Annotated in this window: 18 protein-coding genes (1 of these 18 cut by a window edge); 9 read left to right on the top strand and 9 right to left on the bottom strand. The window is 68.7% G+C overall.

What is annotated here, in order from left to right; all coding sequences use genetic code 11:
- On the top strand, positions 1 to 451 hold the 3' portion of the coding sequence (locus N5C18_RS05930) for a benzoate/H(+) symporter BenE family transporter (protein ID WP_279944047.1). 737 nt of this gene lie to the left of the window's left edge; 451 of the gene's 1,188 nt are visible here — the last part of the coding sequence; its start codon lies off the left edge, out of view; its stop codon occupies positions 449 to 451.
- 52 nt (positions 452 to 503) lie between these two features.
- Here N5C18_RS05930 and N5C18_RS05925 read toward each other — a convergent pair whose 3' ends face one another.
- From N5C18_RS05925 to egtB, 4 genes are all read right to left on the bottom strand, one after another.
- Complete coding sequence (locus N5C18_RS05925) at positions 504 to 1,280, bottom strand: GYF domain-containing protein (RefSeq protein ID WP_279944046.1); 777 nt, start codon at positions 1,278 to 1,280, stop codon at positions 504 to 506.
- Between the two features lie 26 nt (positions 1,281 to 1,306).
- Positions 1,307 to 3,493 (bottom strand): lytic murein transglycosylase, encoded by a 2,187-nt coding sequence (locus N5C18_RS05920; RefSeq protein ID WP_279944045.1) that lies wholly within the window; start codon positions 3,491 to 3,493, stop codon positions 1,307 to 1,309.
- A 90-nt stretch (positions 3,494 to 3,583) separates the two neighbouring features.
- The gene (gene egtD, locus N5C18_RS05915) at positions 3,584 to 4,558 is read right to left on the bottom strand and encodes an L-histidine N(alpha)-methyltransferase (protein ID WP_164242762.1); all 975 of its coding nucleotides are present in this window, start codon (positions 4,556 to 4,558) and stop codon (positions 3,584 to 3,586) included.
- Entirely contained in the window at positions 4,555 to 5,826 is a 1,272-nt protein-coding gene (egtB, locus tag N5C18_RS05910; RefSeq protein WP_279944044.1) for an ergothioneine biosynthesis protein EgtB, read from the bottom strand. The genes egtD and egtB overlap by 4 nt, the downstream gene beginning before the upstream one ends.
- 150 nt (positions 5,827 to 5,976) lie before the next feature.
- Between egtB and N5C18_RS05905 the strand changes: the two genes are divergently transcribed.
- Positions 5,977 to 7,257, top strand: a complete 1,281-nt coding sequence (locus N5C18_RS05905) for a GGDEF domain-containing protein (RefSeq protein ID WP_279944043.1) — start codon at positions 5,977 to 5,979, stop codon at positions 7,255 to 7,257.
- A gap of 3 nt (positions 7,258 to 7,260) precedes the next feature.
- Here the strand turns inward: N5C18_RS05905 and N5C18_RS05900 are convergent, their stop codons facing one another.
- A complete protein-coding gene (locus tag N5C18_RS05900; RefSeq protein ID WP_053451406.1) occupies positions 7,261 to 7,653 on the bottom strand; it encodes a YchJ family protein in 393 nt (130 codons plus the stop codon).
- A gap of 93 nt (positions 7,654 to 7,746) precedes the next feature.
- Between N5C18_RS05900 and N5C18_RS05895 the strand changes: the two genes are divergently transcribed.
- Complete coding sequence (locus N5C18_RS05895; RefSeq protein ID WP_219626123.1) at positions 7,747 to 8,535, top strand: TSUP family transporter; 789 nt, start codon at positions 7,747 to 7,749, stop codon at positions 8,533 to 8,535.
- A 94-nt stretch (positions 8,536 to 8,629) separates the two neighbouring features.
- Here the strand turns inward: N5C18_RS05895 and N5C18_RS05890 are convergent, their stop codons facing one another.
- From N5C18_RS05890 to folE, 4 genes are all read right to left on the bottom strand, one after another.
- Complete coding sequence (locus N5C18_RS05890) at positions 8,630 to 12,010, bottom strand: SbcC/MukB-like Walker B domain-containing protein (RefSeq protein ID WP_279944042.1); 3,381 nt, start codon at positions 12,008 to 12,010, stop codon at positions 8,630 to 8,632.
- A gap of 16 nt (positions 12,011 to 12,026) precedes the next feature.
- Complete coding sequence (locus N5C18_RS05885; RefSeq protein ID WP_053512058.1) at positions 12,027 to 12,728, bottom strand: DUF4194 domain-containing protein; 702 nt, start codon at positions 12,726 to 12,728, stop codon at positions 12,027 to 12,029.
- Positions 12,715 to 14,184, bottom strand: a complete 1,470-nt coding sequence (locus N5C18_RS05880) for a DUF3375 domain-containing protein (RefSeq protein ID WP_014039010.1) — start codon at positions 14,182 to 14,184, stop codon at positions 12,715 to 12,717. Before N5C18_RS05880 ends, N5C18_RS05885 begins: the two co-directional genes overlap by 14 nt.
- 112 nt (positions 14,185 to 14,296) lie before the next feature.
- Positions 14,297 to 14,908 (bottom strand): GTP cyclohydrolase I FolE, encoded by a 612-nt coding sequence (gene folE / locus N5C18_RS05875; protein WP_004141296.1) that lies wholly within the window; start codon positions 14,906 to 14,908, stop codon positions 14,297 to 14,299.
- 694 nt (positions 14,909 to 15,602) lie between these two features.
- Between folE and N5C18_RS05870 the strand changes: the two genes are divergently transcribed.
- The 6 genes from N5C18_RS05870 to N5C18_RS05845 all read left to right on the top strand — a co-directional run bounded on the left by N5C18_RS05870 (position 15,603) and on the right by N5C18_RS05845 (position 21,248).
- Positions 15,603 to 16,058 carry a MarR family transcriptional regulator gene (locus N5C18_RS05870; RefSeq protein WP_008265191.1) on the top strand — a complete coding sequence of 152 codons (456 nt, stop codon included), beginning with the start codon at positions 15,603 to 15,605 and terminating at the stop codon, positions 16,056 to 16,058.
- Positions 16,059 to 16,167: 109 nt separating this feature from the next.
- Entirely contained in the window at positions 16,168 to 16,377 is a 210-nt protein-coding gene (locus N5C18_RS05865) for a DUF1656 domain-containing protein (protein WP_025875651.1), read from the top strand.
- The gene (locus N5C18_RS05860) at positions 16,374 to 17,291 is read left to right on the top strand and encodes an HlyD family secretion protein (RefSeq protein WP_279944040.1); all 918 of its coding nucleotides are present in this window, start codon (positions 16,374 to 16,376) and stop codon (positions 17,289 to 17,291) included. Before N5C18_RS05865 ends, N5C18_RS05860 begins: the two co-directional genes overlap by 4 nt.
- A complete protein-coding gene (locus N5C18_RS05855; RefSeq protein ID WP_279944039.1) occupies positions 17,288 to 18,748 on the top strand; it encodes an efflux transporter outer membrane subunit in 1,461 nt (486 codons plus the stop codon). The genes N5C18_RS05860 and N5C18_RS05855 overlap by 4 nt, the downstream gene beginning before the upstream one ends.
- A gap of 3 nt (positions 18,749 to 18,751) precedes the next feature.
- The gene (locus tag N5C18_RS05850) at positions 18,752 to 20,791 is read left to right on the top strand and encodes an FUSC family protein (RefSeq protein WP_279944038.1); all 2,040 of its coding nucleotides are present in this window, start codon (positions 18,752 to 18,754) and stop codon (positions 20,789 to 20,791) included.
- Between the two features lie 61 nt (positions 20,792 to 20,852).
- Positions 20,853 to 21,248 (top strand): hypothetical protein, encoded by a 396-nt coding sequence (locus tag N5C18_RS05845; RefSeq protein ID WP_279944037.1) that lies wholly within the window; start codon positions 20,853 to 20,855, stop codon positions 21,246 to 21,248.
- Positions 21,249 to 21,276 lie beyond the last annotated feature (28 nt).

The raw sequence follows: 21,276 nt of genomic DNA, 5'->3' as shown, positions 1-21,276 counted from the left end.
CGACGCCCCGGTGTCGCCGCTGATCGGCTGGATCGGCGTGGTCAACACCCTGCTGGCGCCATTCGGCGCGTACGCGCTGAATCTGGCGGCGATCACGGCAGCGATCTGCATGGGCCGCGATGCGCACGAGGATCCAGCACGACGCTACACCGCTGCCATGGCTGCAGGCGCCTTCTATATTGTCATCGGCCTGTTCGGCGCCACGGTGGCGGCACTGTTTGCGGCGTTCCCCAGGGAACTGGTGGCCTGCGTGGCCGGTATCGCGCTGTTCGGCACCATCGGCAACAGCCTGGCCAGTGCACTGGCGGTGGAGCGTGACCGTGAGGCGGCACTGGTCACCTTCCTGGTCACCGCCTCGGGCGTATCCCTGGCCGGGATTGGTTCGGCGTTCTGGGGGCTGGTGGCCGGCGCGCTGTGCCTGCTGGTGCTGCGGACACGCACGCCGGCCTGATCAAGGAGGCCGGAGAAGCGGATGAGCGACCTTGCCGCTCACCGCATCGGCCTCAACCGGCCATCGCCTGCGCCACGAACATCATCGCCAGGACGAAGAAGATGGCCCCGACCGCAGCAGGTACGCTGGTGCCCCCACGGGCCACCAGTTCGCTGCGCAAGCGTGCCTCATCGTCGCCGGCCATGGCACGCGCCTGCGCGATCTGGCGCTGGCAGTGCGACAGGTACCAGCGGTTGCCGTATACGGCGGCGGTGATGTTGAGTACCAGGGTGATGACCATGGACACGCCCTCGGGAACGTCCAGCAAGGCCTCGGCGATGCTGAAGAACACCAGCGTGCCGGCCCAGATGGCCGCCAGGCGATACATCCTGCGGTACATCATCCAGATCACGCCGATCAGGAACGCCGGCCAGTGCCAGCTGCCGGCGCTTTCGGCGACACCCTGGTCCAACCGCCAGCGCTGGCGATAGGTTGGGAAGTTGCCTCCGACCACGGCGGCATACAACGCCATCTCGCCCTCCAGCCCGGCGGCTGGCGTCGCTGTGGCCGTGGCGGCCGTCGCGGGCGCGCGGTAGGGATCTGCGGGATCTGCGGGATCTGCAGCGGCGACAGGCGCGACCACCGCATGTTCAAGCGGCGCGGCGACCGGCTCGGCTGTTGCCACCGAAGGGTCCAGTTCGGCCAACGGTCGCCACGACGGCATGCCTTCGCGCCACAGCAGCGTACGCGCCGTCACCGTCCCGTCCTGCTGCAGGCGACGCAGGCCGGCAAGATCGACCGGCCCTTCGCTCTGCCTGCTGTTGGCGTACCACCACTGTGCTTCCTGCATGAAAACGTCCTGGTTGCGTTGATGCGTTACTGGTTGGCCGGCGTCCATGGTGCCGCAGACAACGTCTGTGACAACATATGCCTGCCGCCCGGCGGCAGGGTCACCACGTCGGGTCCGGCATTGGCGGCTTCCAGGCAAACATAGTCGCGCCAGCCCGCGCCGACGTCGGCCATCTTCGCCGCAGCCTCGGCACCGGGATTCCACGCGACCAGCGAACGGCTTCCGTCGGTACGGATGTCGATGCGGCGCTTGAGCACCGGATCACGCAGCACATAGTGGCCCTTGGCCTGCGTATAGATGCGATCGCTACGGCCGGGGTCGCGCGGGTCGCGCAACGACCAGGGGCCCTGCTGCCGACGCGGCTGCGCATAGTTCTCGAACTTGTCCAGATAGTCCAGGCCGTCCACGCCATCGACTTCCACCGCGCTGGCATCCCCCACGCGGAAGTAGTTGTGCAGCGCCTGGGTGATGGTGGCGGGCGTGCTGCCGGTGTTCTCGGTGATCAGCTGCTGGGTCAACTGGCGTCCCACGCGGACAATCATGCGCAGGCGCAGGTCCAGGCTCTGCAGGACCGGCGGCGCCAGGGTCAGCTCGATACTGCCGTCATCCAGGCGACGGGCCTGCTGGAGTTCCCACGGCAAGGTGCGCACGAAGCCGTGGGCGGGCACGTCATTGCCCTGGCCCTGTCGGCCGAAATACGGCCAGCATACGGGGCTGCCTCCCCGGATGGGCGTGGGCAATTCGGCACGTCGCGGTGACAGCCACATCACGTCTGCCTGGCCCTTGGGCACGAAGGAAAGCAGCTGGCCACCAAAGACACTGATGGCGGCGCTGGCCTCGGCGGTTTCCACCAGCCAGGCATCGAGCCCTTGGTACTGCCCGCTGCGTACGCCCTGGATCTGCTGCACGTTGGATCGACTCCGTATGGCCGGCGACTGCACGGCACTGTAGTTGCTGGGAAGCGTGAAACGGGTGGGCACCGGCGCAGTAGCCGGCGTGTTCTGCAGTGCGCGCAGGATACGCTGTCCGGCGCGGCCATCGGTATTGGCCCAGCCCAGGCGCTGCTGCTCGGCCTGGATCGCACGACGCGTGGCGACACCGATCATGCCGTCGGCAGCGCCGATGTCGTGGCCACGGGCCAGCAGCAGGGTCTGCAGCTGGCGGCGCTCATCGCGGCCGATGCCGGGATCATCGGTCGGCCACGCCGTGGCCAGGCCTTTGCTGCCCCGCAGCTGGTCGGCCAGCGTAGCGATCGCCAGCGCATAGCTTTCGGCAGCGTTGTAGCTGTAGATCGCGTCGTAGTTGCGGAACACCAGCAACGCCGGGCCCTTGCTGCCGGCCGGCAGCAGCAGGGCGGCGCGTGCATCGGCGGGCAGGTTGGCCGGAGCCAGTGCACTGCCATCCAGCGCGGTCACGCCCTGCGCCCGCCAGTCGGCCAGCGCCCGGCGCTGGGTGCGGCCGGCCTGGCTGGCATTGAAGCCGGCCGGAACACGCACTTCCATGCCCCACGGCTCACCACTGCGCCAACCGGCGCGTTTGAGGTAGTTGGCCGTCGACGCCAGCGCATCGGGAATGCTGCCGACCAGATCGCGGCGGCCATCACCGTCGCCATCGACGGCGATGCGCGCGTAGGTGCTGGGCATGAACTGGGTGTGGCCGAAGGCACCTGCCCAGGAACCGGTCAGCCCCTGCGCCTGCAGGTCACCGCGGTTGATCAGCGTGAGCAGGGCCAGCAGTTCGCCACGGAAGAACGTCTGGCGGCGACCGGCGCAGGACAGCGTGGCCAGCGACTGCAGCAGCGGGCGCTTGCCGAACACGCGACCGTAGTCGCTCTCCACGCCCCAGACCGCGACGATGGTGGCCGGATCGACGCCGTACTGTGCAGACACCCGATCGAGCAGGTCACGATGCTGCTGCAGCATCGCGCGGCCATCATCCACGCGCTGGCGATCGACCAGCGCGGCCAGGTAGTCCCAGATCGGCGTGGTGAATTCGGGCTGCGCATCGAGCAGGCCGAGCACGCTCGGGTCGGGCGTGAGGCCGGCGGTGATCTCGGCGAAGCGGTCGGCACTGATGCCTTGGCTGGCGGCCGTGGCCTGCAGGCCGGCCAGGCAGCGGCCGAACGCCGGGTCGACGGTGATGGTCGCTGGCGCCGACACCTGCGGCGCCGTTGCGAGAGCGGCCGCCAGGCCGAGCGTGGTCAGAATGGGCATGGCGTCCTCCGTGTTGCCGTTGCAGGACCATCTTAGGCGGAGCCCTGCCGCCGAACCTGAAGCGAGGCCGGCTGATGGCGGACCAGGCGACTAGATGGCGCGCAGCAGGCGCAGACCGTAGGCGGGGCTGTCGGCATTCCAACGCTGCACGACCTGCAGGCCGGCCTGCTGCAGCAGCCATTCGAAGCTGTCGTCGGTGTACTTGTGGCTGTACTCCACCCGGATCGGCTCACCGGCCTCGAAGTGGAAAGTACGGCCGTCAAGGTGCACGTCCTGCTCGTGCTGGCTGACCAGGTCGGTCTCGATGCGCAGCCGCGCGGTGCTGTAACGGGCGCGATGGCGGAACCCGTCGAGGTCGAAGTCGCTGCCGATCTCTCGGTTGAGCCGGGCCAGCAGGTTGAGGGTGAACGCCGCGGTGACGCCCTGTGCATCGTTGTAGGCCGCTTCGATCAGCGTCGGGTCCTTGTGCAGGTCAATGCCGACCAGGGCCAGGCCATCGCGGCCCATGGTCTGGCGCATCGCGCGCAGCAACGCCACCGCGTCGTCACCGGTGAAGTTGCCCAGCGTGGAGCCGGGGAAGAACAGCAGCCGGCGCGCCGGTTCGCGCTCGGGCGTGGGCAGGGCGACGGGACGGGTGAAGTCGGCACACACCGGCAGCATTTCCACGTCGGGCAGCGCCGGTGCAAGGTGGTCGATGCTGGACAGCAGTGCGGCGCGCGAGATCTCGATCGGGGTGTAGGCCACCGGGTCCTGCAGCGCGGCCAGCAGCAGCGCGGTCTTGCGGCCACTGCCGCTGCCCAGTTCAACCACGTGCACGTGCGGGCCCACCACCCGCGCGATGTCGGGCAGCACCCTGGCCAGCAGCGCCAGCTCGGTACGCGTGGGGTAGTACTCGCGGGTCTGGGTAATCTGTTCGAACAGGCGCGAGCCGCGCGCATCGTAGAAGTACTTGGAGGGCAGCTGCCGCGACGGGCGCGACAGACCGGCCACCACATCGGCCAGGATCTGCTGGCGCCCCGGGGTGAGATCGGTCAGCGCCTGCAGTGCGTCATCCACCGTACTCATGTGAGGTCCCTGGCCAGGCGCAGCCCGGAGAACTGCCAGCGCGCCGGCGGCATGAAGAAATTGCGGTAGCTGGCACGTACATGCCCGCGCGGAGTGGCGCAGCTGCCACCGCGCAGCACCCACTGCCCGCACATGAACTTGCCGTTGTATTCGCCCAGGTTGCCGGCGAACGGGCGGAAACCCGGATAGGCCCCATAGGCACTCTGGGTCCACTCCCATACATCGCCGAACATCTGGCGCAGGCCATTGCCCTGCCCGGCCTGCGGGTGCAGGTGATCGTCATCGGCGAAATGGCCGCTCACCGGGCGTGATGCAGCAGCGGCTTCCCATTCGAACTCGCTGGGCAGGCGTGCACCGGCCCAGCGGGCGCAGGCGTCGGCCTCGTAATAGCTGAGGTGACAGACCGGCGCGTGCAGGTCCAGTTCGCGCCAACCGCCCAGGGTGTATTCGCGCTGCAGGGCATCGTCCCAGTACAGCGGGTGCTGCCAGTCCGCTGCTTCGCGCAGCGCCCAGCCTTCGCTGAGCCACCAGCGCGGCTCGCGGTAGCCGCCCGCCTCGATGAAGGCCAGGTACTCGGCGTTGCTGAGCGGGCGCTCGGCCAGGGCATGGGCGGGCAGCAGCACGCGGTGCGGAGGCGATTCGTTGTCGTAGGCGAAGGCGGCGTGGCGGGGCCAGGCGGCGGCGCCGACGGTGACGATGCGTTCGGGCGATTCGACCCAGCCCTGTGCGCTGGCGATGCCGGTGGCAGGCCGCAGATCCTCGCGGTACGGCGGCTGCAGCGGGTTGCACCAGAAGGCATGCTTGATGTCGGTGAGCAGCAGTTCCTGGTGCTGTTGCTCGTGCTGCAGGCCCAGCTGCAGGTGCTGCAGCGCCTGCGGGTCGAGGTCGCCGGCAGCGAGGCGTGCCTGCACCTGCGCATCCACCTGCTGGCGGTAATCGCGTACCTGCTGCAGCGAGGGGCGCGAGAGCAAGCCACGCTGTGGCCGCGCATGGGCCGGGCCGATGCTCTTGTAGTAGCTGTTGAACAGGTAGTCCCAGCCAGGATCGTGCGCCGACGCGGCGGCAAGGCCAGCCAGCACGAAGCGCTCGAAGAACCAGGTGGTGTGGGCCAGGTGCCATTTGCTCGGGCTGGCATCGGCCATGCTCTGCAGCATGGCGTCCTCGGCGCTGAGCGGCGCGGCCAACTGCAGGCTGCGGGTCCGCACCCGCGCGAACTGGTGGGCGAGATCGTGCTGCGGGGCAGCGACGGCGGCAGGTACGCTGTCCATGCAGGCAGCATCGGCGCAGGCCGGTGAGTGCGACGTCATGGTTCGGCGTCACTTTGTTCACATGGGTGACCCGCCCGCATTCAAGAAGCGGGCCCGAACGCCGCTAACGGCAGTGCTGCGGCCGCGTCGTCACCGCGCTGGAATTCCTGCTTGCCCCTGCATCCGCTCCGCCAGCCTGCGCATTACCTGTTCGTGCTGCCCGCCGTGCTGGTCGCACTGCTGCTGTGGACGGCGCTGGGCAACGAAGACGTTGCCAGCCCGGCCCAGCGCATCCTGCCGTGGCTGCTGGCCAGCCTCGGCGCCGGGCTGGCCCTGCTCTACCACCAGGTGCGTGCGCTGTGCCTGTTGCTGCTGGTGGCAGTGGTGTTCGCGCTGCTGCACCAGGATGTGGGTGGCTACCTGCGCAGTGGCCATGTCACCGCCCTGACCCCGCTGCGCTTCCATGCCATCTCGGCCTGGTTGCCGCTGCTGTTGGCGGGCCTGGCGTTGTGGCCGGAACGCGGGCGCCGTCGCCAGGACCTGCTGCTGCGCGGCGTGGCCTGCGGCCTGGCGCTTGCCGTCTTCCTGCTGCTGGCAGCACAGCAGCCCAGCGGCATGCACGACCTGTTGTCGGACCGTCACTGGCGCTGGATTCCCGCCCACTGGAACGCGCTGGCGCAGGTGCCGGCCCTGCTGTTCCTGCTGGCCACCGCTGCGTTGGGCTGGCAGGCGTGGCGGCATCCGCGGCCATTGCACACCGCGATGCTGCTGGCCCTACTGTGCCTGTGGTGGATGCTGCCGCGGATCTTCCTGCAACCGGTGCTGTTGCCAGCACTGAGCAGTGCTGCCCTGCTGCTGATGCTGGGTGCGATGCTGCAGGAGTCCTTCCACATGGCCTTCCGCGATGAACTGACCGGCCTGCCGGGGCGCCGCGCGTTCAACGAGACCGTGCAGCGGGCACGCGGCACCTACAGCATCGCAATGGTGGACGTGGATCACTTCAAGTCCTTCAACGACACCCATGGCCACGATACCGGTGACGATGTGCTGCGCCTGGTGGCCTCGCGGCTGTCGCGGGTAGGCGACGGTGGCCGCGCGTTCCGCTATGGCGGCGAGGAGTTCGTCGTGGTGTTCCTGGACCGTCCGGCGGCGGCCTGTGTCGATGCCGTGGAAGCATTGCGGCAGAGCATCGAGGCCACCCGCATGCAGCTGCGCGACCGCAGCACCCGCAGCCGTGATGACGAAGCCGGCCGCCAGCAGCGCGGACGCGGCGGCAACGGCCAGGTGGTGCAGGTGACAGTGAGTATCGGCCTGGCCGACAGCCGTGAGGATCCACGGCCGGCAGCGGTGATCAAGGCGGCCGACCAGGCGCTGTACAGGGCCAAGGACGGCGGCCGCAACCAGGTCCGCGCGCACGCCGGCCAGCGCGTGCTGGCCGTGCGCGGCGGCTGAGGCTCAGACCGCGTCGAGGTAGTACCAGCGGCCGTCGATGCGCAGGAAGCGGCTGTGCTCGGTCATTTTCACCGCACTGCCGCCGCCGATGCGGTAGCGCGCGGTGAAGCGCACCTCGGCGCTGTCCGCACCGGTGGGCGTGTGCTCGTGCACGGTCAGGCCCAGCCAATGCGTGCGCTGGCCCGGCGCCTCCTCCAGCACCAGCTCGGCCGGGCGGGTATCCGGGTGCCAGGTCTGGCGCAGGTAATCGGCAAGGCCACGCACGTACGCGCTGTAGCGCGAACGCATCAGGCGCTCGGCGTCCGGTGCGGCTTCGCCGGCATGGAAGCGTCCACAGCAGGCGGCGTAGTCGGCGGCCAGGCCACAGGGACAGGGATCGGCGGGTTGTCGGCTCATGCCGTCATTGTCGCCGGGTTGCACGGATTGATCCACGCGCGGCACAGGTCAGTTGCAGCAGGACAGGCGTATGCTGTCGCGCCCCCACCTTGAATGACCGCCGTGCTGGAACTGGTTCCCCCTGAGTTGTGGTGGCTGGTGGTGATCGCCTTCATCGCCGGCCTGGTGGATGCCGCCGTCGGTGGCGGTGGCCTGGTGCAGCTGCCCGGCCTGTTCACGGTGCTGCCGCAGCAGACGCCGGCAATGCTGTTCGGTACCAACAAATTCAGTTCGATGTTCGGCACCGGTGCGGCGGCCTGGCGCTATGCGCGCAACGTGCGCTTCCCGTGGAAGCCGGTGCTGTTCGCGGCCGGTACCGCCTTCATCTTCTCGTTCGCCGGGGCCACGGCGGTGAGCCTGCTGCCCAAGGATGCGGTGCGCCCGCTGGTGCTGGTGCTGCTGATCGCGATGCTGGCCTACACGCTGTGGAAGAAGGACTTCGGTGCGCTGCACCGGCCGCAGGAGATCGGCCGCCGCGAGCTGGTGATCGCGCTGGCGATCGGTGCGGCGATCGGTTTCTACGATGGATTCTTCGGGCCGGGCACCGGCAGTTTCCTGATCTTCCTGTTCGTGCGCTTCTTCGGGCTGGATTTCCTGCGTGCATCCGCCGCGTCGAAGGTGGTGAACCTGGCGACCAATGTGGCGGCAATCTCGTTCTTCGTGCCCACCGGCAACATCCTGTGGCTGTTCGCGCTGCCGATGGCGGCGGCCAACATCATCGGCTCGGTGGTCGGCACGCGATTGGCGCTGAAGGGCGGCACGCCGTTCATCCGCAAGCTGTTCGTGGGGTTGGTGGTGGTGCTGATCGCACGGATGGCGTGGGATACGTTCCGCGGTGCGTGAATGCGGTTGCCGGCCAGCGGCCGGCACTACCATGGGCGGGTTCATGACCCGGTAGTGCCGGCCGCTGGCCGGCATTCCCATTCAACCGGCCGGGTCAGGCCTCGGCTTCTTCCGGTTCGTTGGCCTGCTGGCGGCTGCGCTCCGGCAGCTTCAGCCGCTTGCCTTCTTCGTCGTACTCGATCAGCAACACGCCGGAGTCGTGGCGACCGCTGATCTCGACGAAGCAGGCGCCACCGATGAACGGTTCCAGCGTCATCACCGACTTCAGCGGGGTGGCCACCACCATCTGGAAGCCGAAATTGTCGAAGATGTTCATCGCCAGTGCGGTGAACTCGTTGTCGGCCTTGTCGAAGGCCTCGTCGAGCACCACCGCGGCGTAGCTCGGCAGCTGGCTGTCGGCGCCGCCGAGCTGGTAGCGCAGTGCTGCGGCCAGGCAGGTGGTGGCCAGTTTCTGGCGCTGGCCACCGGACTTGCCGGCGCCGCTGCGGTAGATCTCGACCTGCTGGCGCGTTTCCGCATCCAGTTCGACGCCGATGAACTCCACGTGCATGCGCACGTCCAGCACCAGCTCGCGCCAGCGCTTGTCCTCGCCTTCCTGCGAGCCCAGGCGGTTGACCAGCTGGCGCAGCACGGTGAACTGCGATTCGGCCAGCTCGCGCTGCTCGGTCTGCTGTTGCGACAGCACTTCGCGCAGCTGCAGGTGGAACTCGCCGACTTCCGGCAGGCGGCGGTCGCTCAGCTCGATGGTCAGCAGCGTGCCGCGGTTGAACGGCACCTGTTCCAGGCTGGCATTCACTTCGTCCAGGCGCTGGCCGATCGACTTGCGGGCCTCTGCACTGTGCCGCTGCAGGGCCAGCAGGTTGTTCTTGCTCTGGTTCTGCAGCAGGTCGAAGAAGCGTTCTTCGTGCTGCGGAAGTCCATCACGCTCCAGCCGTTCGAGACGGGCGAGGAAATCCTCGGCCGAGGCCACCGACACGGTGAAGTCACCCGACTCCTCCGGCCACTGCTGGATGAAGCGACGGAAGCAGCCGATCAGCTGGTTCTCGATGCGGTTCAGGTCCTGCTGCGACGACGACAACTGTTCATTCAGCGCATTGCTGACCTGGCGCATGTGCGCTTCCAGCGTTTCCAGGCTGAGCGGGCCCTGCTCCTGCAGGCGCTCGGCCAGGCCGGCCTCCTGCTCCTGAGCCAGGCTCGGCAGCACCAGTGCACGGCTCTGCTGGCGCGCGCGGTCGAGGCGGTCACGTTCCTTTACCAGCTGGCCACGCTCGACGCGGACGTCTTCATAGGTACGGCGGGACTGCTCGATGTCGGCGCGCACGGCGTCGATCTGGTTGGCCAGCTTGGCGAGGTCGGCGTTGCCTTCGCGCAGGTCGCGCAGGGTGGCCTCGATATCGCTCAGGCGCTGCTGCGGGGCGGCGATGTCGATCTCGTTCCAGCTGATGCTCACCAGTTCGTGGCAGGCCAGGCGACGCTCGTTGTCGCGGTCACGCTGGCCGCGCAGGCGCGCGATATCGGTTTCGCAGCTGGCGATGCGCTTGGCCAGTTCCTGGGCTTCACGCTCGAAGGCACCCACCTTGTCGTGGTTGTTGAAGCCGAGGATCCAGCGGCGGCGATCGCCGACGGCGCTGCGATCGTCCTTCTCGAAACGATCGCCCGGATGCTTGACCTGGCCTTCGCGGGTGATGCCGCGGTCGACGTTGCGCAGCTGCTTGGCGTCCACGCATTCGTAGTCGAAGCGCTTGCCCAGCTCGCGGCGCAGCCAGCTTTCGAACACGTGCTCGCGCAGTTCCAGCTTGTGCAGCAGCGACTTCGCCGACGGCTCTCGAGCAAACGCATCATCGTTGCGGCGCACGCGGTAGTAGGTGAAGCGCATGCCCAGGTGGGTACGGTTCACCCACTCGGCGACGTCGTTGTAGTGCTTGTCATCGACCAGCAGCGACAGCGCGAAGCCGCCCAGCACGCGCTCGATGGCGCCCTGCCAGCCCTGCTCTTCCGAGCGGACCTGAATCAGCTCGCCGACGAACGGCAGCGCCGCTTCGGCAATGCCGGTTTCCTCGGCCAGGCGCGCGCGCAGCTTCTGCATCGGCGCCGGGATGTTGGACGGCGTGCGCTGCATCGCCTCCAGCTCGCTGCGCACTTCGCCGAAGCGGCGCTCGTCATCGCGCTTGCCACCGAGGCGATCGCTGATCGCATCATCCAGTGCCGCCGAGGCACGCTGGCGGTCCTGCAGTTCGTTCTGCGCACGCTCGACCAGCTCTGCGAAACCGTGGGCATCGCCGGGCAGTTCGGCCTGCAATTGCTGAGCCGCTTCCTGGGCCTGGTCACGCTTGGCCTGGCGGCGGTCGCGCTCGGCTTCGGCGCGGCCCTGCTCGCGTTCCAGTTCCTCGATGCGCTCACCGCCCTGCTGGCGGCGCTGCAGTTCCAGTTCGGCCAGGCGCTCGGTGTGGTTGTCCAGCGCGGCGCGGCGCTGGGCTTCCTCGCCCAGCAGGCCACGGTCACGCACATCCATCTCGCGCAGGCGCGCTTCGATCAGCGCCTGGCGGCGGCTTTCACGGAAGCTGTCAACGCCAAGCTTCAGCGCTTCGTCGTCGCCGCGCTGGCGGTGCATTTCCTTCAGATCGTTGTAGTAGGCGCGCGCCGGCAGCAGGGTTTCCACCTGGCGGCGCGCGGTGACCACCGCCTGGTGCGCGCCATCGAGCTCGGCAAAGTCGCTGACCAGGCGCTCGGCGGCGTCGAAGGTCTTCGGCGTGTCGAGCATGAAGTCGCGCAGGAAGACGTTGAGGTCGCCCAGGTTCTTCGCCGACTGCGTCTTGTGCAGCAGGCGCAGTGCCATCTCGTTGTCGATGCCGAGCAGGTCGCGGAAGCGCTCGGCGTAGCCGGAGAAGGTGTCGAAGTGGTGCAGGTCGGACAGCTTCTGCTTGAGCTTGCGCAGGTCCAGGTCGAACCCACCGAGATCCTTGGCGATGTCGAACGGACGCTCGGCGATCATGTAGTGCTTGCGCACGTCGCCGGCCGAGGTGCCGTTGCCGGAGATCCACAGCAGGCGCACCAGGCTGACCACGCGGCCATCGCCGGCGCGGTACTCCAGCACCAGCGCGGTCCAGGTCGCGCCCTTGCGCAGGTACTGGGTGGCGATTTCGCCGGTGCCGCTGTCCTGCTGGTCGGCCCACGCGCCACGCACGTAGGACACCAGGTTGCGGTCGCGGCCACTGCGCTCGGCTTCACGCGCGGCGGCGTTGAAGTCGACGATGGCCGGCGGCGTCAGCAGCGCGGACATGGCATCGAGCAGGGTCGACTTGCCCGAGCCGGAGCGGCCGACGAACAGGAAGCCGCGCTCGGCGATCGGTACCTCGGTCAGGCCGTTGAAGGTGCCCCAGTTGTGCACCTGCAGGCGGCGCATGCGGAACTGCTGCAGGCGCGGGTCCGGCAGGCCTTCGTTGAACAGGGCGGGAGTGTGCTTGGAGATAGCCATGCGATGGTCGGGTCTCTCAGGCCTCGGCGGCCGGGGTTTCGCGCAGCTGGCGGTAGACCGCCGAAAGCTGGGACACGTCTTCGGCGGAGAACAGCAGCTTCAGCGCCGGCGAGACTTCGTGGCGGTCTTCCTGGCCGCTGAGGCGGGTCAGGATGTGGTTGTCCTTCATCTTCTGCACCGCCGAAGCGACGCGGCGGTTGAAGCCGGCGCGGTCGGTGGACAGGTTCTTTTCGTAGATGGCCAGCGCTTCGGCCATCTCGGCGTCGGCGACCACCGCGCGGTTGCCGCGCGCATCGGCCTCGGCCAGCTGCTGGCGCAGGTACAGCAGCAGCACCGAGTCGATGAAGGTCAGCGGCGAGGTGCGCAGCAGTACCGGTGCATCAACGTCTTCGGTGTCGGCCTGGCGGGTGAAGGCCACGCCGCTGTCGCGGTCCAGCACCAGTTCCAGGAACAGATCGGCCAGCGCGGAGCGAATGGCGGCTTCACTGCGGATCAGCGCCGGCCACAGCTTGGCGTGGCGCAGCTGGTCGATGCTGGGGCCGATCAGCAGCTGGCACAGCGCGCGGCGCGCATCCAGCGGCAGGCGCCCGGTGTCGCCCAGGTAGTACACGTCGTTGCCACGGCGGGGCTGCGCCACGCTCGCCACCGGCTCGGCCTCGTAGGCGTCTTCCGCCACGTCGGCCTGCGGTGCGTCGATGGGATCTTCATGCCAGCTCATGGCGTCTCTCCTGGGTGAACCAAACCAGCGGGATGCGGGCGCGACGGACCTGGCCGTCGCCACCACGCCATTGCGCAAGCTCCTGCTCGCCGGCGACCACGTTGCCGAAGCGCGTGCCCAGCGACAGGTAGCCGATGACACTGCCAAGACCCTGCGGCGCCTCGCGCTGCGACAGGGCCTGGGCGATGCTCAGCCGCGGCTGTGCATCGAGCAGGTCGTGCAGGTCGCGGCGCAGGGTGCGGAAGTCGATTTCGGACGAAGCGACCAGGTCGCCGACGCTCTCCAGGCTGATCGCGGCGGCGTCGTTGTACTCGACGTTGCCATCGACCTGGGCACTGCGCGGATCATGCAGCTTCCACTGCGACCACGAGCGCAGGCGGCTGGTGGTCAGCTGCAGGTCACGGCCGATGCCGCGCTGTGCGGGGAACTCGTCGCGCAGCGCCAGCGCTTCGGACTGCGCCTGCTTCAGCAGCTGGTTGAGGCGGCGCTGTTCCAGGTAGCCACGGCTCTGCACGAAACCGCGCAGGCTGCGCGCGAAGTTCTGCAGCACATCGTGCACCTGGCCGCCGCGTTCCAGCATGGTGCTGGTGAAGCCACGCAGGAAGTTGCGTTCGTTGCGGTCCAGGCGGCGCGCAAAGCCACGCGCCAGCACTGCTTCCAGCGCGGCATCGAGCTGGGCGCTCTGTTCGGCGTCGTTGAGCAGGCGCCAGAAGGCCTGGAAACTGCGCCCGGCATCGCTCTCGCCGATCACGTCCACGCCTTCGAACAGCTGCGACAGGACGTCACCGCGCTCGCCTTCATCGTCGATGATGCGTTCGCGGAAATCACGGTTGAGCTGCTCGAAATCGTCGCGCACGCGGCGGAAGTCTTCGGTCAGTTCGTCGGCCAGGCCGATGATCTGGCGCGCACGTTCCAGCGCGCGCTTGCCATCCAGCGCGATCACGCGGCCAGCACCGACGCGGGCGATCTCGGCATCGATGCGGTCACGCTCGTCGCGCAGCGCCGACAGGCGCGCGTCCGGATCGGATTCGGTCTGCGCTGCCAGCTGCGAGAGCTGTTCGATGACCAGCGCCAGGCGGCTTTCGGTGGCCGCCACGCGGGCCTGCTCGAGGCCATCGGCGAAGCGGATCGCCTGCAGCGCCGCGGTCGACAGTTCGTACTGTTCCTGGTCGGCACCCTCGGGCAGGCGGCGTTCCAGCCAGCCCTGGGCCAGCCAGTGCGCGATGTAGGCCTGCGCGGTACGCGGCAGGTCGCGCGACAGTTCGTCGCCGTTGAGCTGGTCCAGCGCGCGTTGCAGGCGCTCGTTGAGCACCGACGACGACAGCGTACGCTCGCCGTCCATCAGCAGCCCCTGCAGCAGGCCGATGATTTCCGGGGCGTGGTCGGCAGCGAGCAGCTTCCATTGGGGCTGTTCGCGCAGATGACGGTAACGGGAGATGCGTTCGCGATGCTTCATGCAGCGAAAGAGGTCTGTAGGGCTGACAGGGACGAGCCGCCACGCACGGCTGCCGCGCGGGCAGCCGTGGGCATGCCGGCCCGCAGGGGCCGGCGGGGTGCGGGCAAGCGGCTCAGCGCTTGCCGCCCACTTCGATGAAGCGCAGGAACTCGGCGCGGGTACGCGCGTCGTCGCGGAAGCTGCCCAGCATCTTGGAGGTGACCATGCTGACACCGCGCTTGTGGATGCCGCGGGTGGTCATGCACTCGTGGGCGCCTTCGACGACCACGCCGACACCGATCGGCTGCAGCACATCCTGGATGCACTGCGCGATCTGCGCGGTCATCTTCTCCTGCACCTGGAATCGGCGGGCGTAGGCTTCGACGACGCGGGCCAGCTTGCTGATGCCCACCACCTTGCCGGCCGGCAGGTAGCCGACGTGCACGCGGCCGATGATCGGCGCCATGTGGTGTTCGCAGTGGCTTTCGTACTCGATGTCACGCAGGACGATCAGTTCGTCATAGCCGGCCACTTCCTCGAAGGTCCGCTCCATGTAGGCGCGCGGGTCGTCGCGGTAACCGCTGAACCAGTCGCCATAGGCTTCGGCGACGCGGCGGGGGGTATCCAGCAGGCCTTCACGGGACGGGTCCTCACCGGCCCAGCGCAGCAGGGTGCGCACGGCATCCTCGGCCTGGTCCTGGGTCACGTCGCCCTGCGGGGCGGCCTTTTCGTTGTTCTTGCTCATTGCGTACAGCGTCCCGAACGGGGGGCGAGCATCGTACCCGACCGGGGGGTGGGTCGTCCTGTTGGGACGGTTCATCGGGCGGTTCTTCCGGCGCCTCGTTGCAGCTGAGCGAGAGGGGGAGGGGCAGGCCAGGCAGGACACGCCGCAAGTACGTCCCTGTAGGCTCGGCCACGGCATCCATGCCGTGGACGGTCCTGCCCGGCCTGCCCCTCCCCCTCCCCGACAATTTCCTGCGGGCGCGGCCAGACCGCCCGAAAGCGGGGTCAAACGCTGGGGTTCATGGCTTCGGAAAGTGCGCCGGCTGCTGCCGTGGTGTTTTCTGCTTTGGTGGGTGCGGACCTTGGTCCGCACTGCTTCTGCCCTTGCCTTTAAAGAGCCAACCCACCGCGCCCGCGGGGTGATGGGAGGGTGGCGGGGGCCGGGCGGGGCAGGACCGTCCGCGGCATGGATGCCGCGGCCGAGCCCCCAGGGGTGAGGGCGCTTTGCCCGCGAGGCATGCCTCGCAAGCGCCCGAACGCACAGCCGCCAGCGGCTGGGCCGGACCCCGGAGGGGGGTTTACGGCGTGTCCTGCCCCGTCCGACCCCCGCTGCCCCACCGTAGCAACGTGGCGCAACGCTTTTCCTCACTACACCCCCGCCCATTCAGAAAAACCCATTGATAGGAATGAAATTAGTAGTATCCTATCTATCTCTTATGGACCGACCCCTCGACGAGCGCACCGTGCTGCAGATGCAGCTCAGCTCCGGCCTGCTGTACGCAGGGCGGCAGTGGCAGCGCCTGGCCGACAGCCGGCTCGGCAGCTACGGGATCTCCACCGCGTGCACCATGCCTCTGTTGATGATCGGCCGCTCCGGCGGCGGCATCCGGCAGGTGGCGCTGGCCCAGCAGCTGGGCATGGAGGGGCCTTCGCTGGTGCGCCTGCTGGACAAGCTGTGCGCCAGCGACCTGGTCCGCCGCGAGAGCGACGCCAGCGACCGCCGCGCCAACCTGCTGTGGCTGACCGACGCCGGCCAGGCCCTGGTCAGCGAGCTGGAAGACCAGTTGATCGGCCTGCGCCAGGACGTGTTCGGCGAGCTTTCCATGGATGAACTGCACGCCGTGCTGAAGGCATGGCGCCTGCTGGCCGAGGCCGCCGACCGCATTACGTAAGACCGCTGCCCCCGAACCCCGCCGCTGCCGTGCACACGCCAGCGGCTTTTGCCCGTTGCTGTTGTTTCGTTGTCCCTCCCCTCCCCCAACCTCGCCCCCGCCCCTATCGATGCCCGGTGAATTCAGTCTCCACGGAGTGTTCGTCCCGACCCTGCTCGGGTTGATGGTGTTGGCCTATCTGGTCAACAGCGGCCTGCACGCGCTGCTGCAGCGTGCCGGCGCCTACCGCCATGTATGGCACCCGGCGCTGTTCAACCTGGCGCTGTACGGGATCGTGCTTGGCCTGCTGTTCCACCTCCTGCGTTGGATGCAATCGTGAACAAGATCGTGAAGAAGACCCTGCCGGTGCTGCTCACCAGCGCAGCCGTGATCGTGGCCCTGCTGGTGCTGCGCCAGCTGTGGGTCTATTACATGGATGAGCCGTGGACCCGCGACGCCCATGTCGGCGCCGACGTGGTGCAGATGGCGCCGGATGTGTCCGGGCTGGTGGAAACGGTGGACGTGGCCGACAACCAGGCAGTGAAGAAGGGCGACCTGTTGTTCGTGGTCGACCGCGCGCGCTACCGCATCGCACTGGAGCAGGCCAAGGCCAGCCTGGCCGAGCGCCAGGCCTCGGTGGCGCAGCTGCGCCGCGAGATCGGTCGCGACCGCAGCCTGCAGGACCTGGTCGCCGCCGAGGACGCCGAAGTGCGCCGCGCCAAGCTGCAGGCTGCACAGGCCGCGCTGGCCACCGCACAGGCCGCAGTCGACCTGGCCGAACTCAACCTGGGCCGCACCGAGGTGCGCGCACCGGCCGATGGCCGGGTCAACGACCGCACCCTGCGCGTGGGCGACTACGTGGTGGCCGGCAAGCCGGTACTGGCGCTGCTGGATACCGGTTCGTTCCGCATCGATGGCTATTTCGAGGAAACCCGCCTGCGCGGCGTGGCGCCGGGGCAGAGCGTCGACATCCGCCTGATGGGCGAATCGGTGCCGCTGCGCGGCCATGTCGAGAGCATCGCTGCCGGCATCGAGGACCGCTACCGCAGCAACGGCAGCAGCCTGCTGCCGAACGTGACCCCGGCCTTCGACTGGGTGCGGCTGGCGCAGCGTATCCCGGTGCGCATCAGCATCGACGAGGTGCCCAAGGGCGTGGAACTGATCGCCGGCCGCACCGCCACGGTGACCGTCCAGACCAGCAGCACGAAGCACGCAGGCAAGGCCGGCATCGCGCCGACACAGGCGGGCCTGTGAACACCACCCTGCCCCGTCTCGGCCTGATCGTCGCGCTGGCCAGCCTGGCCGCGTGCAGGACCGTCGGCCCCGACTACGCCCTGCCGGAAGACTCGGCGTTCAAGCGCCCGCAGGCCAATGCGGCCTTCATTGACACCCAGAACCCGCAGGTGGCCGCCAACCAGGCGCTGCCCGACCGCTGGTGGTCGCTGTACAACGACCCGGTGCTGGACGGCCTGATCACCCAGGCGCTGCGTGACAACGTCGAACTGAAGGCCGCCGATGCGCACCTGCGCCGCGCCGCAGCCGTGTACGAACAGGCGATGGATGCCGGTGGCTTCGAGTACGAGGCCGAAGCCGGCGTCAGCCGCGCGCAGCTGTCGGCCGAGGCCTTCCTGCAGGAGCACGAACTGCCGGTGATCAACCTGGCCGACGGCAAGTTCGCCGCCAGCTACCAGTTCGACCTGTTCGGCAAGCTCAAGCGCGGTGCCGAAGCCGCCCACGCCGACGAACAGTCGGTGGCCGCCGCACGCGACCTGGCCCAGGTGAGCGTGGTGGCCGAGGTGGCCGACAGCTACCTGGAAATCTGCCATGCCAACCACGAACTGCACGTGGCCGAGCATTCCCTGCAGCTGCAGCAGCGCAGCCGCTCGGTCACCCAGCGCCTGATCCAGGCCGGCCGCGGCACGCCGCCGGAGCTGGCCCGCGCCAACGCGCAGGTGGCCCTGCTGGAAGCCGCGCTGCCGCCGCTGCGCGCGCAGCGTTCGGCCGCGGCCTATTCGCTGGCCGCCCTGCTTGGCCAGACCCCCGGCCAGCTGCCGGCCGGCGTGATCGACTGCGCGCACGCCCCCGCCCTGGCCCAGCCGTTGCCGGTGGGCGATGGTCGTGCGCTGCTGCAGCGTCGCCCGGACGTGCGCCAGGCCGAGCGCAAGCTGGCCTCGGCCACCGCGCGGATTGGCGTGACCACCGCCGAGCTGTACCCGGACATCCGCCTCGGTGCCTCGCTCGGTGCCGCCGGCCTGCTGGAGGACTTCGGCACGCCGATGACCCAGCAGTGGTCGATCGGCCCGCTGATCTCGTGGACGTTGCCATCGTCCGGCACCCACGCACGCATCCATGCCGCCGAAGCCGGTGCCGATGCGGCGCTGGCCGAGTTCGACCACACCGTGCTGCAGGCGCTGCGCGAGACCCAGACCGCACTGGACCGCTACGCGCAGGACCTGCGCCGGCTGCAGTCGCTGCGCACCGCGCAGGAACAGGCCGCGCTGGCCGCCGAACAGAACCGCCGGCTGTACCAGGGCGGCCGCACGCCGTACCTGTCCAGCCTGGATGCCGACCGCAGCCTGGCCACCAGCGATGCCACCCTGGCCGCGGCCGAAGCGCAGGTGTCGCGCGACCAGATCCACCTGTTCCTGGTGCTGGGTGGCGGTTGGCAGGCCAGTGCCACCCCGGCCGCCACCACGACTGCCGCGAAGTAAGCCATGAACGCGCTGACCGACCGCCAGGCCTGGCTGTTCTCGATCAAGACCTACCTGGCCGCGGTGGCCGCGCTGTACATCGCCATGGCCGGCAACCTGTCGCGCCCGTACTGGGCGATGGGCACGGTGTACATCGTCAGCCAGCCGCTGCTGGGCCCGACCCGGGCCAAGGGCGTGTATCGCATCGTCGGCACGCTGGTGGCCGGCCTGGCCACCCTGCTGGTGCTGCCGGCGCTGGTGGAGACTCCGCTGGTGCTGAGCGCGGCGATGTCGATCTGGCTGGCCGGCTGCCTGTTCATGGCGCTGCTCAACCGCGGCCCGCGCGGCTACGCGTTCCTGCTGGCTGGCTACACCACCGCCTTCATCGGCTTCCCGGCAGTGACCTCGCCGGAGACCATCTTCGACACCGTGGTGGCGCGCAGCGAGGAGATCATCCTCGGCACGGTGGTGGCAGTGCTGTTTGCTTCGCTGCTGTTCCCGGCCTCGGTGCGGCCGATGCTGCGTGCACGCATCGGCACCTGGATGGAGGACGCCGCGCAGTGGTGCCGGCAGATTCTTGAACGCGGCCGCGCGCACGCGCCACGCAACCGGTTGGCCGCCGACCTGGTGCAGTTCGAGGCGTTGATTGAATTCCTGCGCCGCGATGATCCGCGCCATGCCGGTTCGGGGGTGTCGATGGAGCGCCTGCGTGAGCGCATGCTGCTGCTGTTGCCGGTGCTGTCGTCGATCGCCGATCGGTTGAGTGCGCTGCGCAGCGAAGGCCAGGCGCTGCCGGAGGGCCTGCCGGAACTGATCGACGACCTCCACGACTGGCTGGACGGGCCGACCAGCGCCAGCGAGTACGCCCGCCTGCGCGCGCGCATCAGTGCGCTGAAACCGCAGGTGGACCGCGATCTGCAGCACCTGCAGCTGGCCAGCCTGCTGCTGCGCCTGGAGGAACTGGTGGACCTGTGGCAGGACTGCCGCACGCTGCAGCAGGCGATCGACCACGGCACCGCACCGCTGGACCGCGCGCACTACCGCATCCGCACCGAACGGGTGGCCGCCGACAAGCACGTCGACTACGGCATGGCGCTGTTCTCCGCGCTCAGTGCCGGCGTGGCGCTGATGAGCTACTGCGTGCTGTGGATCGCACTGGGCTGGGAAGGCGGCGGCAACGGCGCAATGATGGCCGCGGTGACCGCCGCGTTCTTCGCCGCGCAGGATGATCCGGCGCCGAGCATGGTGTCGTTCCTGGTGTGGGCGATGGTCGCTTCGGTGGTGGCCGGCGTGTACCTGTTCGGCGTGTTCCCGGCCGTACATGACTTCGGCCTGCTGGCGCTGGTGCTGGCGGCGGTGTTCCTGCCACTGGGGCTGATGCTGCATCACCCGAAGAGCGCGCTGTTCGCACTGCCGCTGACGGTGAACCTGGCCGCGCTGCTGAGCCTGCAGAACACCTACAGCGCCAACATCCAGACCTTCCTCAATTCGTCGATCGCGATGTTCATCGGCATTGGCTTTGCGGTGGTGATGACCCGCCTGTTCCGTTCGGTGGGTGCCGAGTGGACCGCACGCCGGCTGGTGCGGCAGGGCTGGACTACGCTGGCCGAAGCCGCCGAAGGCCGCGGCCAGCAGGACCGCCAGCGCTTTGCCGCGCGCATGCTCGACCTGCTGGGCCTGCTCGCACCGCGCCTGGCGGCGACACCGGAGGGCAGCGACATCGCGTCGGTGGACATGCTCAACGAGGCACGCATCGGCCTGAACATCCTGCAGCTGCGCCGCGCCCGCCTGGAACTGCCCGAGCGCAGCCGCGAAGCGGTCGAGCACATCCTGGAGGAGATCGCCGCGCACTATCGGCGGCAGATTGCCGCGCGCAAACCGATCGTGGCCGCCGAAGCGCTGCGCGAGCGGCTGGACACCTCGCTGGGCCGGGTCGGCAGCGTGGCGGCCTGCAAGGCGCGCGACGAGGCGCTGATGGGCCTGATCGGCCTGCGCTTCGCGCTGTTCCCGGAGGCGAAGGCATTGGCGCCAGGGTGGGCGGACGCCGGCGTTGCATCGGCCTGATAATGCTCGGCAGCGCCGGGCCATTCCCGGCGGCCTTTCGCCATGGCAACAGGACGGTTCAATGAGTTACGACATGATGGTGTTCGAGGCGAGCGCCGCCCCGCGCGAGGTGGCAGCCTTCATCGCCTGGTTCGAGAAGCAGGCCCAATGGGGCGAGAACCACGAGTACGACGACCCGGCGGTCAGCAGCCCGGCGCTGCAGGCCTGGTTTGCCGAGATGGCGCAGGAGTTCCCGCCGATGAACGGGCCGCTGGGCAATGGCGATGACGACCGTGCCGAAGTGACCGAGTACAGCATCGGCCGCCAGGTGATCTACGGTGCGTTTGCCTACTCGGTGGCAGAGCATGCGCATGGCCGCGTGCAGGACCTGGCCGAGAAGCACGGCGTGGGCTTCTTCGATGTGAGCGCCGATGAAGCGGCGATCGTGTTCCCCGATGGCCTGGTACTGATCGCGTAGATCCACGCCGAAACGATCGAAGCGCGCT

This window comes from Stenotrophomonas sp. GD03930 (assembly GCF_029839665.1).
In the GTDB taxonomy this organism is placed as follows: Bacteria; Pseudomonadota; Gammaproteobacteria; order Xanthomonadales; family Xanthomonadaceae; genus Stenotrophomonas; species Stenotrophomonas forensis.
This window is presented reverse-complemented; position numbering and strand designations above follow the sequence as displayed.

Excerpts from the sequence above, each read along its gene's own strand:
- N5C18_RS05850 (WP_279944038.1), top strand. The coding sequence starts at position 18,752 with ATGAACGCGCTGACCGACCGCCAGGCCTGGCTGTTCTCGATCAAGACC.
- N5C18_RS05845 (WP_279944037.1), top strand. The coding sequence starts at position 20,853 with ATGAGTTACGACATGATGGTGTTCGAGGCGAGCGCCGCCCCGCGCGAG.
- N5C18_RS05865 (WP_025875651.1), top strand. The coding sequence starts at position 16,168 with ATGCCCGGTGAATTCAGTCTCCACGGAGTGTTCGTCCCGACCCTGCTC.
- N5C18_RS05920 (WP_279944045.1), bottom strand. The coding sequence starts at position 3,493 with ATGCCCATTCTGACCACGCTCGGCCTGGCGGCCGCTCTCGCAACGGCG.
- N5C18_RS05880 (WP_014039010.1), bottom strand. The coding sequence starts at position 14,184 with ATGAAGCATCGCGAACGCATCTCCCGTTACCGTCATCTGCGCGAACAG.
- folE (WP_004141296.1), bottom strand. The coding sequence starts at position 14,908 with ATGAGCAAGAACAACGAAAAGGCCGCCCCGCAGGGCGACGTGACCCAG.
- N5C18_RS05890 (WP_279944042.1), bottom strand. The coding sequence starts at position 12,010 with ATGGCTATCTCCAAGCACACTCCCGCCCTGTTCAACGAAGGCCTGCCG.
- N5C18_RS05925 (WP_279944046.1), bottom strand. The coding sequence starts at position 1,280 with ATGCAGGAAGCACAGTGGTGGTACGCCAACAGCAGGCAGAGCGAAGGG.
- N5C18_RS05870 (WP_008265191.1), top strand. The coding sequence starts at position 15,603 with ATGGACCGACCCCTCGACGAGCGCACCGTGCTGCAGATGCAGCTCAGC.
- N5C18_RS05885 (WP_053512058.1), bottom strand. The coding sequence starts at position 12,728 with ATGAGCTGGCATGAAGATCCCATCGACGCACCGCAGGCCGACGTGGCG.
- N5C18_RS05900 (WP_053451406.1), bottom strand. The coding sequence starts at position 7,653 with ATGAGCCGACAACCCGCCGATCCCTGTCCCTGTGGCCTGGCCGCCGAC.
- egtB (WP_279944044.1), bottom strand. The coding sequence starts at position 5,826 with ATGGACAGCGTACCTGCCGCCGTCGCTGCCCCGCAGCACGATCTCGCC.
- egtD (WP_164242762.1), bottom strand. The coding sequence starts at position 4,558 with ATGAGTACGGTGGATGACGCACTGCAGGCGCTGACCGATCTCACCCCG.
- N5C18_RS05895 (WP_219626123.1), top strand. The coding sequence starts at position 7,747 with ATGACCGCCGTGCTGGAACTGGTTCCCCCTGAGTTGTGGTGGCTGGTG.